Below are 17,617 nucleotides of genomic sequence, written 5' to 3' on the forward strand. Positions count from 1 at the left end.
GGGAATTAAAATGATTATTAAAGACATGCTTGAAAAGGATATAGAGAGAGACATTCGTGGCGTCATTAAAGTGGCTCAGACCGATGAAACGAGCATTCATCAGGAATTAGATGAATATGTTGTGACACGTGAACTAAACAAACACTTATCTAAGTTTTATGAGAACTACCAAAGAGGAATTGATGGGGTAACGGATAAAATGGGTGTATGGATTTCAGGGTTCTTTGGATCAGGGAAATCACATTTTCTCAAAATATTAGCTTACCTACTTGAAAATAAAAAAGTAATGGGCAAAGAAGCCGTTGAGTTTTTCTATGATAAAGTTCAAGATCCAATAATGCTTGCAAATATGAAACGAACATCTGATGTTGATACAGAAGTCATTTTATTCAATATTGACTCTAAAAGTTCATTAGATAACAAGTCAAAAGAAGATGCGATATTACGTGTTTTTATGAAAGTATTCTATGAACACTGTGGATACTATGGAGATATTCCAGGTGTTGCAGAAATGGAAAAATACTTGGACAAGCAAGGTGTTTACGAAGCTTTTAAAATAGAATTTAAATCTTTAGCTGGCGAAGAATGGGTTGAACGAAGAAATACGTTTTATTTTGACGCGGATTTTGTTATCAAAGCCTTAACAAAAGTAACGGATATGACAGAAGAATCTGCTCGAAATTGGTTTGAAAATGGCGTCGATAACTTTGAGATTAGCATAGAAAAATTCGCCAAAGACATTAAAGAATACATAGATGAGAAAGGGGAAAACTTCCATCTCATATTCTTAGTGGATGAAATCGGTCAGTACATCGGGGATAGTCGTAATTTAATGTTAAATCTTCAAACAGTGGCTGAAGATCTTGGAACCCATTGTCAGGGGAAAGCTTGGATTATGGTTACGTCTCAAGAAAGCATTGATAGTATTGTGAAAGTAAAAGGAGACGACTTCTCCCGTATTCAAGGGCGTTTTGATACGAGGCTATCGCTTTCTTCAATTTCTGTTGATGAAGTCATCAAAAAACGTATTTTATTAAAAAAAGACTTTGTAAATGATAAGCTTAAACTTCTCTTTCCTGAGAAAAGTGCTATCTTAAAAAATTTAATTAGCTTTCGAGAAAGCACAGCAGATCTGCGAAGCTACGAAAACGAACAAGAATTTGCAGATGTCTATCCATTCATCCCTTACCAATTCAAGCTGTTACAAAATGTTTTTGAGCAGGTTCGAAAGCATGGTTCTTCAGGAAAGCATTTGTCTGAAGGAGAGCGTTCCATGCTTTCAGCGTTTAAAGAAGCAGGGCTTCGATTCAAAGATTCAAAAGAAGGTTCACTTATCCCATTCTATGCGTTTTACGATACTATTAAAGAGTTCTTGAATCCATCTATTTCAAGAGTGATTGAAGGTGCATATGAGAACCCTGCACTGAAAGACAACGACTTTAACATGGACCTATTAAAAGTATTATTCATGATTAAATACGTTAAGGAACTTCCTTCCAATATTGATAACATCGCTACTCTCATGGTGACTGACATTGATCAGGACAAATTAGAACTGAAAGAAAAAATAAAAGTGGCTTTACGTAAACTCATTTCGCAAACACTTATTCAAAAGAATGGTGATTATTACGTATTCTTGACAGATGATGAGCAGGATATTAATCGAGAAATTAAAACATTGAATATTGAAGAAGATTTGGTGAAGCGAGAGCTTTCTAATTATATTTTCCAAGATTTATATGACGATAAAAAATTCAAGTATTCTAGTCACTATTCGTTCTCATACAACCAAAAAATGGACGATAAAAACATAGGAAACCAAACGTCAAGTATTGGTATTCATATTCTTTCTCTACTATCTGACCACTATACAAAGTCAGAACAAGAACTCATGATGATGTCATCCGGGAGTGGAGAATTAATTCTAAAACTTGGTGGCAATGAGGCATATGTTGAGGAAATGGAAGAAGTATTACGTATTGAAGAATACCGTAAGAAAAAGAACATTATACAACTTCCTGAAAACATTCAAAACATTCTAAATAACAAACAAGCAGAAGTACGAGAACGTAGACGACGGGTGAAATTACTTTTAGAAGAAGCAATTAAAAGCGGACAGTTTTATTTAAATGGCGATAAGATGGATATAAAAGGTTCATCTGTAAAAGAAAAAATCAGCATGGCATTTAAGTCATTAGTTAATAATGTATACACGAAACTAGGCTACGTAAAAGAATTCCTGGATAGCGAGCGAGGGCTCATACATGTCTTATCCATAAGTGACAATCAACTAAGTCTCGACGAGCAGTTTCAAACGAATCCGAATGAGCTAGCAAAACAAGAAATATACGACTTTATCAGCCTCCAAGATGACATCAAAAAGCAAATAAGAGTGAAAACTTTGTTTGATCGCTTTTCGGATAAGCCATATGGGTGGAAAACGATTGATATTGCAGGGTTGATTTCTAATTTATTAAAGGAACAACGTATTCGTATTCGCTATAATGCAGAATACTTGGAGCCTGAAGAAAATGTTAATACGCTTTTACACATCTTTACAAAAGCAACTGAGGCGGACAAAGCCATCGTGTTAAAACGTGTAAAAGTAGACGAAAAACTAATTAGAATAGCGAAAAGTATTTGTAAAGAAGTTTTTAATAAAACAGACTTACCGGATGACGAAGATGGATTAGTAACAGACATTCGTATTCTCATAGATAAGCAAATCAATGAAATCAACGGCTATAAAGCGCGTTACGAAGGACGTAAATATCCTGGAATGAGCTTGTTGGATAAAGGGTTAGCATACTTTGAGCAATTCAATAAAGGTTTAGACAACTCAACTTTCTTTTTGAAACTGAAAGAGTTAGAAGATGATTTGTTGGATTGGGAAGAAGATATTGTCTATGTAAAGAGCTTCTTTGCTAGTCAGAAGGACGTTTTTGACAACGGATTAAAGGGATTAAAAAAAATTGAAGAAAATAAAGCTTATATTGAAAATGAACAATTGAATATTGTTATTGAAAAGCTAGAAATGATTCTACAAGATCCTATTCCATATAAAAAGATTAAAGAGATTCCTGAACTGTTAAATACGATTGATGAACAATTTAATACTGTGTTGAAGGAAAAGAAAATTAATGCAAAAAATAAACTTAAATTAGACTACGATCATTTGGCATTGTTAGCAAAACAATATGGTGTATCGAATAATACAAAACAACAGGTTGATCGCTATTACGAAGACTTGAATGCTAGCGTTGAAACGTTTCAGGATATCTTCAAAGTTGATGCTATGGTTTCACGCAGTGTTACCTTTAAAGAAAAAATGACGAGAGATATACAATTGGAAATTGCTGAATGGCAAAGAAAGAAAGTTGAAGAACAAGAAGTGCGTTTTAATACGGGTGAAATAGATCCAATTGAACCAATCGTTCCAACTATTCAAAAAGAATCTGTGAAAGTCACTCGCTTAGTGAATGTACAGGTATTAACATCTGAAGAAGATGTTGATCAATATATCCGTACTCTTTCAAATGAATTAAAAAAAATTATACAGTCCAATAAGCACATTGAATTTATCGAATAGGCGGGGAAAGATGTAATGAATAAAACAGCATTGAAAACTTTTGCAACAACTGCAAGGAAAGAGTTGTTAAAGAAAGTAGAAGCAAAAGCTATGAAAATTGGTATTACCCGAGATGCCATTAAAAAAGCAGATATAGAAAGTTCGGATGCCATCTTTATCGATGGCAAACAGCTTTCACAAGTAGAAAAAGTTCAGAGGAATCATTTAATTGCTCGCATTAAAGAAATTGGGTTTGATCAAGTTATGGATGAGGTTGCCTATACATGGTTCAACCGTATTACAGCTCTGCGTTACATGGAAGTGAATAATTATTTGCCAACAAAAGTACGGGTATTATCATCTACAGATGCTAACAGAATAGAACCAGACATGATGAAAGAAGCGTTAAATTTGGACTTAGATCTGGACAAAGAACTTGTTTATGATCTAAAACTAAATAATAAAACAGATGAGCTTTTTAAATATCTCATTATTGAACATTGTAACGACTTGAATCGCTTCTTACCGTTTATGTTTGAAAGAATAGACCATTATACGCAAATACTTTTTCCAGAAGGATTGTTAGCAACCGATTCATTCGTTCGTCATATGACAAATACGGAATCGATACCTGAAGAAAATTGGAGAAAAATCGAAGTTATTGGATGGTTGTACCAGTATTACATTGTGGAAGAAAAAGATAGAGTCTTTAAAGCGAAAAAGAAATATAAGCCAGAAGAAATTCCATTTGCAACACAGCTTTTCACACCTGATTGGATTGTTCGCTATATGGTACAAAACTCCCTAGGTCGTTATTGGATTGAATCACATGCTGAACATCGTGAATTAATTGGAGACTGGGAGTTTTATCTAGAAAATTCGATTTCAGACCCTAGTTTCGAAGGGGAATTAGACCTCTACATTAATAAAGAATTAAGAGTGGAGGACATTAAATGCTTTGATCCAGCAATGGGTAGCGGGCATATTCTTGTCTATATGTTCGATGTTTTATATGAAATCTATAGTAAATGTGGATATATGGAGCGGGAGATCCCAAGGCTCATTTTGGAGAATAATTTATATGGATTGGACATTGATGATCGAGCTAATCAGTTAGCATGTTTTTCTGTTGTAATGAAGGCATTGGAATATAACAAAAGATTCTTTAGAAGTATCGAAAGAGAAGGACTTACTTTGCATTTAGCATCCCTTCAGGAAACTAATTACTTAACAGATGATGATATTGCCTATATAGCAGCAGAAAATACTGGATCAAACTTCAATCGAACAAAGGAGTTTATCGAACAATTTCAAGATGCGAAGACAACAGGCTCACTGATTAAGTTAACTTCATTTCCCAAAGAGTTCTTGGAAATGAGACTGGACAATATCAAAGCAACTCCGGTAACTAATTTGTTTCAAACTGAGACAAGAGAAAAGTGTATATGGCTTTTAACACAATTAATTAAGCAAGCCGACATTATGGTTAATAAATTTGATGTTTTGGTGACCAACCCACCATATATGGGTTCTGGAAACATGAATACAGTTTTATCCAGTTTTCTAAAAAAACACTACCCTAATTCAAAAACAGACCTTTTTGCTTCTTTTATGGAGTTAGGTCACTACCTGAAAGAAACTAGCTTTTATGCAAGTATTAATCAACATTCATGGATGTTTTTATCAAGTTATGAAAATTTAAGAAAAAAGATTATTCAAAACAAATCTATTTCGTCCATGTTGCATTTAGGCACTAGAGCATTTGAGGAAATTGGTGGAGAAGTTGTACAATCGACAGCATTTGTATTGAGAAACAGTAGGGTGCCTAATCTAAGCGGGATATATATTCGTTTAATCGATCAAAGAACGTCAAGAGAAAAGAAAGAAAAAACCTTAGATGCTGTTCAAAATCCAGATATTTCTTATCGTTATTCTTTTAATCCAGACACCTTTAACGAAATTCCAGGAAGCCCAATTGCATATTGGATTAATGAAAAGATTAGAGGATTATATTCAAATAAATTAATTGGACATAAATACGATTTAAAAGAAGGCGTAGGAACAAGAAACGACGCTGAGTTTTTAAGGTTGTTTTGGGAAGTTTCTTTAGAAAAAATCGGTATAGGAAATAGATGGGTTTTAACAGACAAAGCAGGAAGCTTTAAAAAATGGTATATGGGCTTTTCCTATGTAATGGATTGGGAAAATGATGGCCAAAGAATTAAAAACTATAGGAATGCTGACGGGAGTTTAAGATCAAGGCCTCAAAACTTACAATTTCTTTTCAGGGAAGGGGTTACTTGGGGGAAAATTGGTTCTGGAAAACCAAGTTTTAGATGGAGACCAAGTGGCTTTGCATTTAATGATGCAGCACCAACAATTTTCGGTGAAGATGCTTATTTATTACTTGCTCAATTAAATAGTGATCTTTTTAATCAATTACTAAAAATACAGGGTGGAACTTTAAATTTAACTACTGGAGTCATTGGTAATTTACCAATATTAAATTTTAGTGATGAGGTAAGAGAAAATCTCAAAAATGGTATCGATCTTTGTATTAGAATTGCTGTTTCAGAATGGAACAGTTACGAAACTTCGATTGATTTTGATAAACATCCTTTTATTAAATTTAAAAATGATGAGCGACAAATTGCTAAGGTTTATAACGAATGGGAAAATTTCAATTTGAATCAAAGAAAAGATCTTAAATTAACTGAAGAAAAGATCAACCTCTTAATTGTGGAAAACCATGGCCTTGAAAAAAGTATTGCATTGGAAGTAAGCGACGATGAACTCACTCTAAATAAAGCTGATTGTCTTGTTGATACTAAATCTTTCATCTCTTATGCAGTAGGTTGTATGTTTGGGCGGTACTCTTTAGACAAAGAAGGCATTATTTATGCAGGCGGAAAGTTTGATCCATATAAATACAAGACCTTCAAACCAGATAGAGATAATATCCTTCCAATTCTACCTGGAGCATATTTTGAAGATGATATCGTGTCGAGGTTTGTTGAGTTTGTTCAGATAACGTTTGGTGAGGAGACTTTGTTAGATAATCTGGATTTTATCGCTGATACGCTCGGAAAGAACAAAGGAGAGACATCAAAAGAGACGATTCGTCGTTACTTCTTGAAGGAGTTCTTCAAAAATCACGTGCAGACTTACAAGAAGCGACCAATTTATTGGTTGTTTACTTCTGGTAAGCAGAAGGCATTTAATTGTTTGGTTTATATGCATCGTTATGACAAAACAACATTATCTCGAATTCGCACCGATTACTTACATGAGTATCAAATTCGAATGGATGCGCAAAAGAAAGATTTGCTCAATATTATTGAAGGTGATTCTTCTGTTAAAGAAATTAACAGTGCGAAGAAAGAATTAAAGGATCTGGATAAAAAAATTGTAGAGTTGAAAGAATACGATGAGCTGCTACATCATATGGCAGATATGCAAGTTGAGATTGATTTAGATGATGGTGTTGCAGTCAATTATGAGAAGTTTAAAGGGTTAGTAGCGAAAATATAGATATATGAGGCAAGATAAGTTTGCTTAGACTGATTTATCCTTGCCTTATTATGGTCTAATGAAAGGAGGAAGAGTGTGAATATATATCAAATAATAGAAGCCTTAACCGATTTGTTTCAGCAACCATTAAATGATGGTGAACAGAGAAAAATTGTCTTTTGGGTAGATAAAGATCAAGAGTTTAACGAAGATATTAAAAACCTTTTTATAGAAGGCGTAAAGGTACATACACTCACCGACCAGAACCAATTTTATACGAAATTTTTATTAGAGGAAGAAGATCAGGTCTCTTCCTATCTCATCTATACACAAATTGACATTAATGTAGAAGACAATTGGTTAACAGATACAGTATTATATGCGGATAAGTTTTATGCAGATCGAGTTTCACTACTATTAAATGAACTACATATTGATCCATCACTACGGTCAGTCGTAAAAAAGTATGAGAAATTTTTTAATAATAAAGATCGATTTAAGAAATTCCAAGCGTATGATATGGATAGTTTTACAGAAGAACGCATAGAGCTGGCAATTATGAGTGTATTAGCTCAGGTTAAAACGCCTGATTTTGAGACAATTTTAAAGACAGTCTTTATGGATACCTTAACGGACAGTAAAAATAAATACTTATCATTAATGGAGAAATTTTTTGATATAGATATTTTCTGGACGTATGTTTCAAAACAGTACGGCTATGATCAAGAAGAAAAATCTCTTAAAAAGCTGTTTATTCATTTGACAGTAACGGCATTTAGTCATATGGTCGATGAAACTCATTTAGTCAATATAAAAGGCTATATTTCCGAACGCAACAGACCAAACGTTGTCGTCTTTGTTGATCATTGGATGCATCATAAAACGGATTACGTTGTATTTCAGGAGTATGCAGAAATGGTTGAACAAGAAATTCAGTTAGCTAACATCGTGAAGCACATGTCGATTGAGTCGTTCAAACAAGCGGATATATTCCCCTATATAGATCGTGCCGTTATTATTTACATAGCGAATAGTCTTGTGAACCATTTAGAGGATTATGAAGAGTATGAGAAGCTTATTAAGCTACGTAGAGTAAAGCACTATTATGAAACCTATCAATATATATATGAGGCGCTATACTATACGGTGCAGATGCATGCTTTTTATAAAAGTCATCATCAGAGTATTTCACAAGGCCAAGCAATAGACGTGTATCAAGCATATGTAAAAGACTACTATCAGATGGATACATTTTACCGCAAGTTTTATATTGCTTTTGACCAGGAGAATAATCATGAGCTATTAAAAAAATTAAAAGTACTTGTGGAGAATTTATATACAAATTGGTTCATGGGTGAATTGAGCTCCCATTGGTCCCGTTCTGTCAGTTCAGAGATGAAACAAAACTGGGTCCTGCCTGGTGTTCGGAATCAACAACACTTTTATTCGAATTTTATTGATCCCAAAATTCGAAAAGGAGAGCGAGTGTTTGTCATTGTCTCAGATGCAATGCGATATGAGGTTGGTTTGGAACTAAACGAACGATTGAATTCCGAGACGGTAGGTGTCTGTGAGGTTGAAACATTATTAGGGGTTATTCCCTCTGTTACAAAGCTGGGTATGGCCTCGTTGCTGCCACATCAAAATTTGGACTTTGATGAGAAAGGACGAGTACTAGTGGATGGGAAAGATTCCTCCGGACTAGACAACCGTAAAAAAATCATTGAAACTGAGGTAGAAGATAGCATTGCAATTCATTTCCAGGATGTAATGGCAATGAATAAAGCAGGAAGACGAGAAACATTTAAAGGAAAGAAATTAATTTATATCTATCATGATACTATTGATGCAATGGGTGATAAAGCCTCAACAGAAGTGTACACATTTAATGCGGTGGAAAGTGCGTTAAATCAATTATACGACTTAGTCAAAGTTATTCGAGATGATTTAAGTGGAACCAATGTATATATTACAGCAGATCATGGTTTCCTCTATCAACGAGATAGCTTAGAGGAAAGTGATAAGATTCAACGACAAACTATGGATGCAATTGAAGTGAAACGTCGTTACATGCTTGCAAAGGATAAAAAAGAAAGAGCTGGGTTATTAGATATTGATTTAACATCGGTTGTAAAAAATAAACATCAACTGACTGCTTATGTGCCAAACTCAACTGTTCGTTACAAATTACAAGGATCTGGAGTGAATTTTGTCCATGGTGGAGCAAGTCTGCAAGAAGTCGTTGTGCCATTGCTATCATTCAAGAATAAACGAACGGGACAAAAAGGGACTAAAACCATAAAAAAAGTGGATATTAAGTTAACAAACACAACAAGAAAAATTACGAATAGTATCTTTAATTTAGAATTCTTCCAAACGGAAAAAGTAGAAGAAAAAGTTATTCCTCGAACGGTTGTCATTTATATGGCAGATGAAGAAGGAATAGTTTTATCAAATGAAGAAACGATTATTGGCGACCGTTCATTTGATAATCCAACAGAACGAACCTTTAAAATTCAATTTGTGTTGAAGTCGATTTCATACGATAAAAATAAAAACTATTACTTAATCATCAAGGATGCAGAAACAGATGTAGTCATAGAAAAAGTATCCTTTTCTATCAACTTGGGGATTGTAAGTGATTTTGATTTTTAACTTAAGGAGGCTTGTAAATGGAAGAGCCAATGATTGACCTCAACACACTCGATATCGATAAGAAGTTGAATGAAATCTTTGCCGGTCGAGTCGTTCGAAAAGATTTAACAAAGCTTATTAAAGAAGGAGCCAATGTTCCAATTTATGTTCTTGAATACTTGTTAGGGATGTATGCAGCCACTGATGATGAGGAGAGTATTCAAGAAGGGGTCGAACGAGTCAAGAAAATCCTTTCTGATAACTTTGTAAGACCTGATGAAGCAGAGAAAATAAAATCTCGAATTCGTGAACTTGGACAATATTCAATTATTGACAAAGTAACAGTAGCTTTAAATCCCAAAATTGATACATATGAAGCAGAGTTTTCAAATTTGGGTTTAAAAGGCGTACCTGTTTCAGCAAACTTTGTAAAAGAGTTTGATAAGCTTCTTGCTGGTGGAATTTGGTGTATGGTCAAAATCGACTATTATTATGATGAAGAGATAAAGAACTCAAATCCATTTAGTGTGAATAGCTTAAAGCCAATTCAGATGCCGAATATGGACATTAATGAAGTTTTTGAAGGGAGAAAGGGATTTACAAAAGGAGAATGGATAGATATTCTTATTCGTTCGACAGGAATGGAGCCAACTCAGTTGGAGAGTCGAGTGAAATGGCATCTTCTTTTGAGGCTTGTACCTCTCGTTGAAAATAACTATAACATGTGTGAACTCGGACCTCGTGGTACAGGTAAATCACATGTATACAAAGAAATTTCGCCAAATTCCATCTTAGTATCTGGTGGCCAATCTACTGTGGCTAACCTCTTCTATAATATGTCGTCGAGAAAAATTGGACTCGTCGGGCTTTGGGATTGTGTCGCTTTTGACGAGGTGGCGGGTATTCGCTTTAAAGATAAAGATGGAATTCAAATCATGAAAGATTACATGGCATCTGGTTCATTTGCGAGAGGTAAAGAAGAAAAAAATGCAAGTGCGTCCATGGTTTTTGTAGGAAATATAAACCAAAGTGTAGATATGTTAATAAAAACTTCCCACTTATTTGCTCCATTTCCAGAAGAAATGGCAAACGATACAGCTTTCTTTGACCGAATGCATTATTATTTGCCAGGATGGGAAATTCCCAAGATGCGTCCTGACTTTTTCACTGATAAGTATGGTTTTATTGTCGATTACATTGCGGAGTTTTTTAGAGAAATGAAAAAACGCTCATTTGCTAATTCAATTGATCAGTATTTCAAACTCGGTAATAACTTAAACCAGCGTGACACTGTAGCTGTTCGTAAAACTGTATCAGGAATGGTCAAACTATTATATCCACATGGAGAATATACAAAAGAGGATATTGAGGAAATTTTACAATACGCTCTTGAAGGCAGACGTCGAGTAAAGGAACAGCTCAAGAAAATTGGAGGCATGGAGTTTTATGACATTATGTTCTCTTATATTAATAAAGAAACCTTAGAAGAAGAGTATGTTTCTGTACCAGAACAAGGTGGTGGTAAGCTTATTCCTGAAGGCATGGGTAAACCTGGACATGTTTATCTAGTTGGTCATGGAAATTCAGGAATGATTGGCGTATATAAGCTTGAAAATCAAATAGTCAGTGGTACAGGAAAGTTTGATAAATCAGGTGTTAGCTCTCACCGCGGGGCAAAAGAAAGTTTAGATACTGCCTTCCGTTACTTTACAGCAAACTGTAAAAGCATTAGCAACATGATTAGTACAAAAACAAAAGATTATCTTATGCATATAAGTGATTTGCAAGGCATTGGTTTAACCAATGAATTAGCAATTGCCGAGCTAATTGGATTATGTTCAGGTGCTTTAGAAAAACCTGTACAAGAAAGCATGGTCGTTATCGGTAACATGACGGTAGGAGGAACTATTTCGAAAGTAGAAGAGTTTGCTAATGTCTTACAAGTATGCGTAGATGCGGGAGCAAAAAAAGTTCTTATTCCTGCATCTTCAGTTGTCGACTTTCAAACAGTACCTTCCGATCTATTAGTAAAAGTACAGCCGGTCTTTTACTCAGATCCAACGGATGCAGTGTTTAAAGCTCTAGGTGTCAGTTAACAAAAAGGAGCCACATTGATAATACCGTGAAGAATCTACTCAATAATTAAATTTTAATGTCTAGAGAAAAACTACCTTCACACATATGGAGTTGGTTTTTCTTTTCAGAATATATTCATCCATTCTTATTTCACCTGGATAAATATTGTTATTTATATTATATTTAATGTGAAATCTTTGATTTATTTATTCTATTTATTCTTTAATAAAAATGTATATTAATAGAAGTAAATTAATATAAAAATACATATATTGAAGTTATTCTATAAACTAACTTATAAAAATCGTAGTTTTACCATTTACTCTACCTGACGACAAATACAACGTTTTTCTACAAGGTGTGTAAGTAGTGAAACTTATTTTTATCAATAATTTTATCATTTATATATAGTAAATAAAAACTTTCATAAAGGTTATATTCTAGATTAAAGAAGATTATATATTATTTTTGTACTTAAACAGATATTAAAAAACGTTCGCTAATCAAGTTTTCCCTTTTAGATTTATCGGAGACAAATATAAATTATTCTACATATAGAATATACAAGGATTTTTCTCTTTTTTAGTCTGTAGATAAAAAAGGAGTGAATAAAATTATTTAAGCCCTCTTATTTAAAAAGAGGGCTTAGAATTAGTTCAAGCTTCTGTTTTAGACTTTAACGATTCGTGAATTTTAGAGATTTTTGCCTTAGCTGATTTTATTTTCTTTTCACGTTCAATTTGGTGCAACTTCTCATCAAGGATTAACTCAATTGCTAATTTTATATCAGGGTATATTTCCATTCAATTAAGGTGTTAGAGAGTAGCTGATTATTTATTTGATAAACATAACTAATATTAAATTTTTATTGAGGTTTATTAAGTTCAATAGCTAAAAATAAATAATACCCTAATGTTTTTTACTTAGTGATAAGAACTTTTTATAAAAAAAAGGCTGCTATTATGCTGCCTTTTTCTAAATCATAATGATATCATATTTGTTTTCCAATCCACCTTACTCTTGATAGCTTTCTTATTGATTAGAATGCAACTTTTCAAGCCTTCTTTAAGTGCATTCCTTCTATCTTTGGGCAGATTGTAAAGGTTTGAAATATTTTGTTCAAGAAAATGATTTTGAATTACAAGTATGTGCTTCATGAATTTCTCATAGTCGTGTATGGGTTGAATAGTATTACAATTTAAGTTGATCAAGTCCTCTTTGTCTTTATATATATTAAAAGTATCTGTATCCTTCTTATTAATGAAAAAACATCCCGCACCTTTTCCGTAGTCTAGAGAGTTCTCTTTTACATAGTCGGTGTCGTAGAGAAGGGAATAATCTGCGTCATCCATAAATTCAATTTCACGACCGAACATCGGTTGGTAAATTTCAATTCCACCTGAAATTAAAGGAAATGAAACAATAGGTTTTTTTACTCTTTCTAGACCTTTTTCTAGAATGCCTGAAGTTGTTTTAGCGTCCTTAATTTTTTGTTCTTTTATATAAGGAAATCCCAATTTGTGAGAAAGAAATTTAGTAACTGATACATTCATTAAGACAATATTGTTTATTCTTAATGTGAATGCCGTAGGCATTATATGAAATGAAGGGAGATTAGTACCTGAAAATTGTATACCTTTATTAATAAACATAGGATGGTATTTATATATCACTAGCATTCTATCTCTTTGCCCCACTCTTGTATTAATATGATAATTAGGGTCAATATTAGTAGGGTTTTTATCTAGATATAAATTACCTAACCATATACCTATTCGTACTTTGTCTAGCCAATCAAGTAATAAATTTAAATCCAATGCTTTTATAGGTTGTCCATTTAATAAATTAATGATGATATGCTTTACAGCACCTTCCATCCCAGAAAACTTATTATTACATATATTGCAGGCGGGAAACTTGAATGATGAAAAGGCAAATTGTTTGTTTAGAGCAAAATTTGCTTTTCTACTAGGGTTACCCGTTAGTTCAATAAGCCATTGTGGTATTACATGTTCATTAGTTTTATCTTGTGGTTTATTTCCACAAAATATACAGATTTTTTCCATATCTATCTCACCCCATACATTAAAAGTGTTGTTTTTAGTATATCTTCATAATTGCATTTTTATATAATAACAGAAAAATAATGTATAATATTAACTATTGAGGATTTAAATTCTTTATTTTAAAACTCACGTTAAACTCCACTTTTTTGGAAGAAATCAAAAAAATATTACTATAGCGCGACTATAAAGCGAGAGAAATCCATTGTTCTTGCACCATAAAGCATGTCACGTAAATCAATTAAGTCTGTTTTTTCAATATCAAATGAATCATAGAGCCCAACATTTAAACACATTTCTTCTGAAGTTGGTAACATATATATACTCCTTTGAAATTTAAGATAAGATAAGTTAACTTTACTATTATAATAGCATAATTAACCAATTTAAAAGGTTTAAACTACCAAAAATAATATAAAAGGGTTATCATAATATGAGGATATCTAAATTATCTCACTAAAGGAGAAAATAGATTATTATGCTAAAAATAAAAGATGAATTTTTACATCACCTATTATCTACAGTTGTGGAAAATGGAGTAAAAAGAGTTAAAGAAGTGGTCTCACAAAAGCTATATCTATCTACGTATCCTAAATATCCACGTATTTATTATGTTAAACCGAATAGAATGCCAAGTATTGAATCATCGTTAACATCATACGGTGATAATGTTCCTATATACTATGAAACGTTTTTTACTAAGTATAAAGATAAACAAGACACAGACATTACACAAATTAGTGGATACGAAGAATATAAAGACTATATGCTTAAATCGGAACACATATCATCTTATTTTAAAGCAACAACAGGACAGTATATCGAAAAACAAATTGAAGGCATTTCCGAATATAAGATACAAGATATTGCTCAAAGTTTAATACAAAGATATATGTATATTAATGGAGACGAGGATTACAATCAAGAAAGGTTTAATAAGATTTACCAGAGTTTTGAGAATTGCATTTACACGGAGCAACTACCCTTGGAGATACATGTTCCCATTTTATTTACTCACTTTGATTTTGAGGAATACCAACTTACTGACAGAATTTCTATTGTAAAGATGGACGAAGACTTTCAAAAGTCAAGAATTGATAAAACATATTATCCCATACAAATCCCCAGTACAGTATTAGAAAGTGCAACACATGCTTTTGTTATGAAAGGTCTGGAATTTAGGAACGCTAGTTATTATATGATAAGCAAGGTGTTTTCTAAGCCCCAATCTTATGCTCAATTTGAAATAAATACATTTATTAATACACTTAGAGTAGCTACTAATATTAATACAGGTTATGCTCAACTATTGGCTAAACCAGTATTATGGGCTCCCTCGTATGAGGCTGATTTAATGCCCCTGTTAGGGACAACAATTAAGAACTATCCTAGCTATTTTGACATTGATTATTGGGCATATCCAACTTGCCCCCAAGTAACTTTAAAGGAAATGGAAAAAGTTAAGGAAGTTTTTAATAAACTTGTAACTACAGAAGATAAGAAAATACATCTAGCTAGTCGACGTTTACATCAATGCTATATGAGAGAGGATGAAGCTGATTCAATACTTGATGCCACTATAGCTATGGAAGCTCTAATGACGGATGGTGAGCACGGGGAATTAACTCACAAACTTGCTCTTAGAATGGCTGCATTATTAAAACTATCTACAGAAGTAAATATGGATACAATTGAAGTATTTAAAGCCGTTAAACAGATTTATGCATATAGATCTTCCGTTGTTCATGGAAGTACTAAAGCATCTAGTAAAAGGGAAATAAAGCTTCCTTCAGGGGAACCAATCCCAACCTTGGAATTAGCAATTAAATTAATCCAAGCTTCTATTCAAGTACTAATTGATAACCCTAAATACTTAAATGCAAAAAAGATTGATGAGGAATTGCTGCTTCAAGATGAACGATAACACTAAAAAGGAGCACCCTCATGCTTTAAGGCATGAGGGTGCTCCTTTATTATTTAGTTACCTTTCATACGATACCCCTTAAATTTATATCCATAAACGTTTGTCAAATCTACAAAACTCTTATAGGAATAAGTAATGGCAACCGGTGTACCAACTTGAACTTTATCATAAAGCTTTTCGATGTCTTCATTATGCATTCTTACGCAACCTTGACTCACATATTTTCCAATGCTGCTTTCATTGTTGTTTCCATGAATGCCGTATGTATCACCATACGTACCGTTTGCATTTAACCCTAACCAACGTTTTCCTAACGGATTACGAGGATCGCTCCCAGGAATATGACCTGTATAATAAGGACGATTTTTAATCTTGTTTACGACTTTAAAAAAGCCAACAGGTGTTTTGTCCCATGTTTTACCCGTTGCCACTGGATCAACGATTTCAATATAACCATTATGAAAATATGCAAACTTGTTGTAGTACTTGTTAATGATGATTAAATCTTGATTGGCTGGTTTACTTGCAGCTTCTGTTTTCCCCTGATTTACTCCACAAAATGCGACCATTAGTAAAGTGAAAACGGTCATTGATTTCATAAAAATGTTCTTCATAAAAACTCTCCTCTTTTTTATATTTTTATAGGAAACGAAAAAAAGCACCTTCCAAATGGAAAGATGCTTATCGTAACGATTAATTAATAAATAAAGAGGCCAACTTTGCTTTACAACAAATTGACCTCTTTTTATTTTTGTTTTCTTTCTCTTAATAAACGGTTATTCTGAGAAATAATAACACTACTGAAAACAGTGGTAGCAACTATACCCATAATAGAGAAGAACAGTAATACCACAAAATTATTATTCGAACGCATAGTAAACCTCCGGTTATTTGTGAATTATCAATATTATTTGAAACTCATCTGTTTTTATTCTCTATTAGGCACTATTTCAGTTCTATTCCTTACAGAGAAACGCTCTCTGACAAAATTAACTTTTGTTTTGCGTATAACTACTCATTCGATGCAATTTCAGCGTCTTAAAAAATATATATTATAAAAGAACCCCACTCAATCAGTTAGTTAGAAGGAAGATTGAAGTAGGGTAAGTGTGATTGAATCTCTTTGGAAAGAGAACAATACCATTACACTGTTATTATGTGATGAATCTAATGAGTTATACAAAAATATCCTTTCACCAATCAGTTAAGACCAGTGTATGAACTCATAATATCGGCTCCTTTTTAGAGAAAGAAAAAACAGACCCTACTTTAATGAAGGTCTGCTCTTACTTATTTCCTTATTAATTTTCTCCGTATGACGACAAGAAGGGAAAGAGGAACAGCCAAAAAAACGAGTACCGTTCCCATCTCGTACGACTAGCTCCTGCCCACATTTCGGACACTTACGAGGTTCTGGTGTGATATTTTCAAAGATTTCTCGTGCCTTAAAAACAGGATTGACTTCATTAATAAACTTTTGAAGATCCGCACGATCTACTAAGGTCACATCACATGCAGCTGCAAGCTCTTTTGCTTGTTTCGTGAAATAACTATTGGTCACAACCCACGCTTGATTTGCTTTATAATAAGCTTTTGCCCCATAAACTTCTTGTACAGCCGAAAGATTCACCCGATTTTTAACTCCATACCTTTTGGCTTGAATGACAATCTTATCTTTACCTTTCATCACCAAGTCAGCCCCAAAATCACCAGACTTTTGCGTCACTTGAGTTTTATAACCTAATTGCTGAAAAAGTGCTTTCAGGTAGGGTAAGCACCCAGCGCCTTTCTGTATTTCTACAGGAGGTTTCCAAGAGCTCCCCTCCGAACCGTACGTACACC

The 17,617-nt window shown here is 33.5% G+C and carries 9 protein-coding genes; 5 read left to right on the forward strand and 4 right to left on the reverse strand.

All coding sequences use genetic code 11. From position 1 onward, the window contains the following. The first annotated feature begins 10 nt into the window (after positions 1-10). The 4 genes from brxC to brxL all read left to right on the forward strand — a co-directional run bounded on the left by brxC (position 11) and on the right by brxL (position 11,808). Positions 11-3,589 (forward strand): BREX system P-loop protein BrxC, encoded by a 3,579-nt coding sequence (gene brxC, locus ACFX4R_RS26195; RefSeq protein WP_377571124.1) that lies wholly within the window; start codon positions 11-13, stop codon positions 3,587-3,589. Between the two features lie 15 nt (positions 3,590-3,604). Continuing rightward, on the forward strand, positions 3,605-7,099 hold the full coding sequence (gene pglX, locus ACFX4R_RS26200; protein WP_377571127.1) for a BREX-1 system adenine-specific DNA-methyltransferase PglX: 3,495 nt from the start codon (positions 3,605-3,607) through the stop codon (positions 7,097-7,099). 75 nt (positions 7,100-7,174) lie between these two features. After that, the gene (gene pglZ / locus ACFX4R_RS26205) at positions 7,175-9,733 is read left to right on the forward strand and encodes a BREX-1 system phosphatase PglZ type A (protein ID WP_377571130.1); all 2,559 of its coding nucleotides are present in this window, start codon (positions 7,175-7,177) and stop codon (positions 9,731-9,733) included. A 17-nt stretch (positions 9,734-9,750) separates the two neighbouring features. Continuing rightward, the gene (gene brxL, locus ACFX4R_RS26210) at positions 9,751-11,808 is read left to right on the forward strand and encodes a protease Lon-related BREX system protein BrxL (protein ID WP_377571133.1); all 2,058 of its coding nucleotides are present in this window, start codon (positions 9,751-9,753) and stop codon (positions 11,806-11,808) included. Between the two features lie 960 nt (positions 11,809-12,768). On the opposite strand, the gene ACFX4R_RS26215 is transcribed toward brxL, so the two are convergent. Beyond that, positions 12,769-13,854 carry a hypothetical protein gene (locus ACFX4R_RS26215; protein WP_377571136.1) on the reverse strand — a complete coding sequence of 362 codons (1,086 nt, stop codon included), beginning with the start codon at positions 13,852-13,854 and terminating at the stop codon, positions 12,769-12,771. Between the two features lie 170 nt (positions 13,855-14,024). Beyond that, complete coding sequence (locus tag ACFX4R_RS26220) at positions 14,025-14,168, reverse strand: hypothetical protein (protein ID WP_377571139.1); 144 nt, start codon at positions 14,166-14,168, stop codon at positions 14,025-14,027. A 161-nt stretch (positions 14,169-14,329) separates the two neighbouring features. On the opposite strand from ACFX4R_RS26220, the gene ACFX4R_RS26225 reads away from it, so the two are divergent. Beyond that, positions 14,330-15,775, forward strand: a complete 1,446-nt coding sequence (locus ACFX4R_RS26225; protein ID WP_377571141.1) for a hypothetical protein — start codon at positions 14,330-14,332, stop codon at positions 15,773-15,775. Between the two features lie 53 nt (positions 15,776-15,828). Here the strand turns inward: ACFX4R_RS26225 and ACFX4R_RS26230 are convergent, their stop codons facing one another. Continuing rightward, complete coding sequence (locus ACFX4R_RS26230) at positions 15,829-16,389, reverse strand: L,D-transpeptidase (RefSeq protein ID WP_377571144.1); 561 nt, start codon at positions 16,387-16,389, stop codon at positions 15,829-15,831. Positions 16,390-17,039: 650 nt separating this feature from the next. After that, on the reverse strand, positions 17,040-17,617 hold a 578-nt coding region (locus tag ACFX4R_RS26235), incomplete at its 5' end, for a restriction endonuclease (protein ID WP_483879961.1).

Source organism: Priestia sp. YIM B13490, assembly GCF_042787735.1.
GTDB lineage: Bacteria > Bacillota > Bacilli > Bacillales > Bacillaceae_H > Priestia > Priestia megaterium.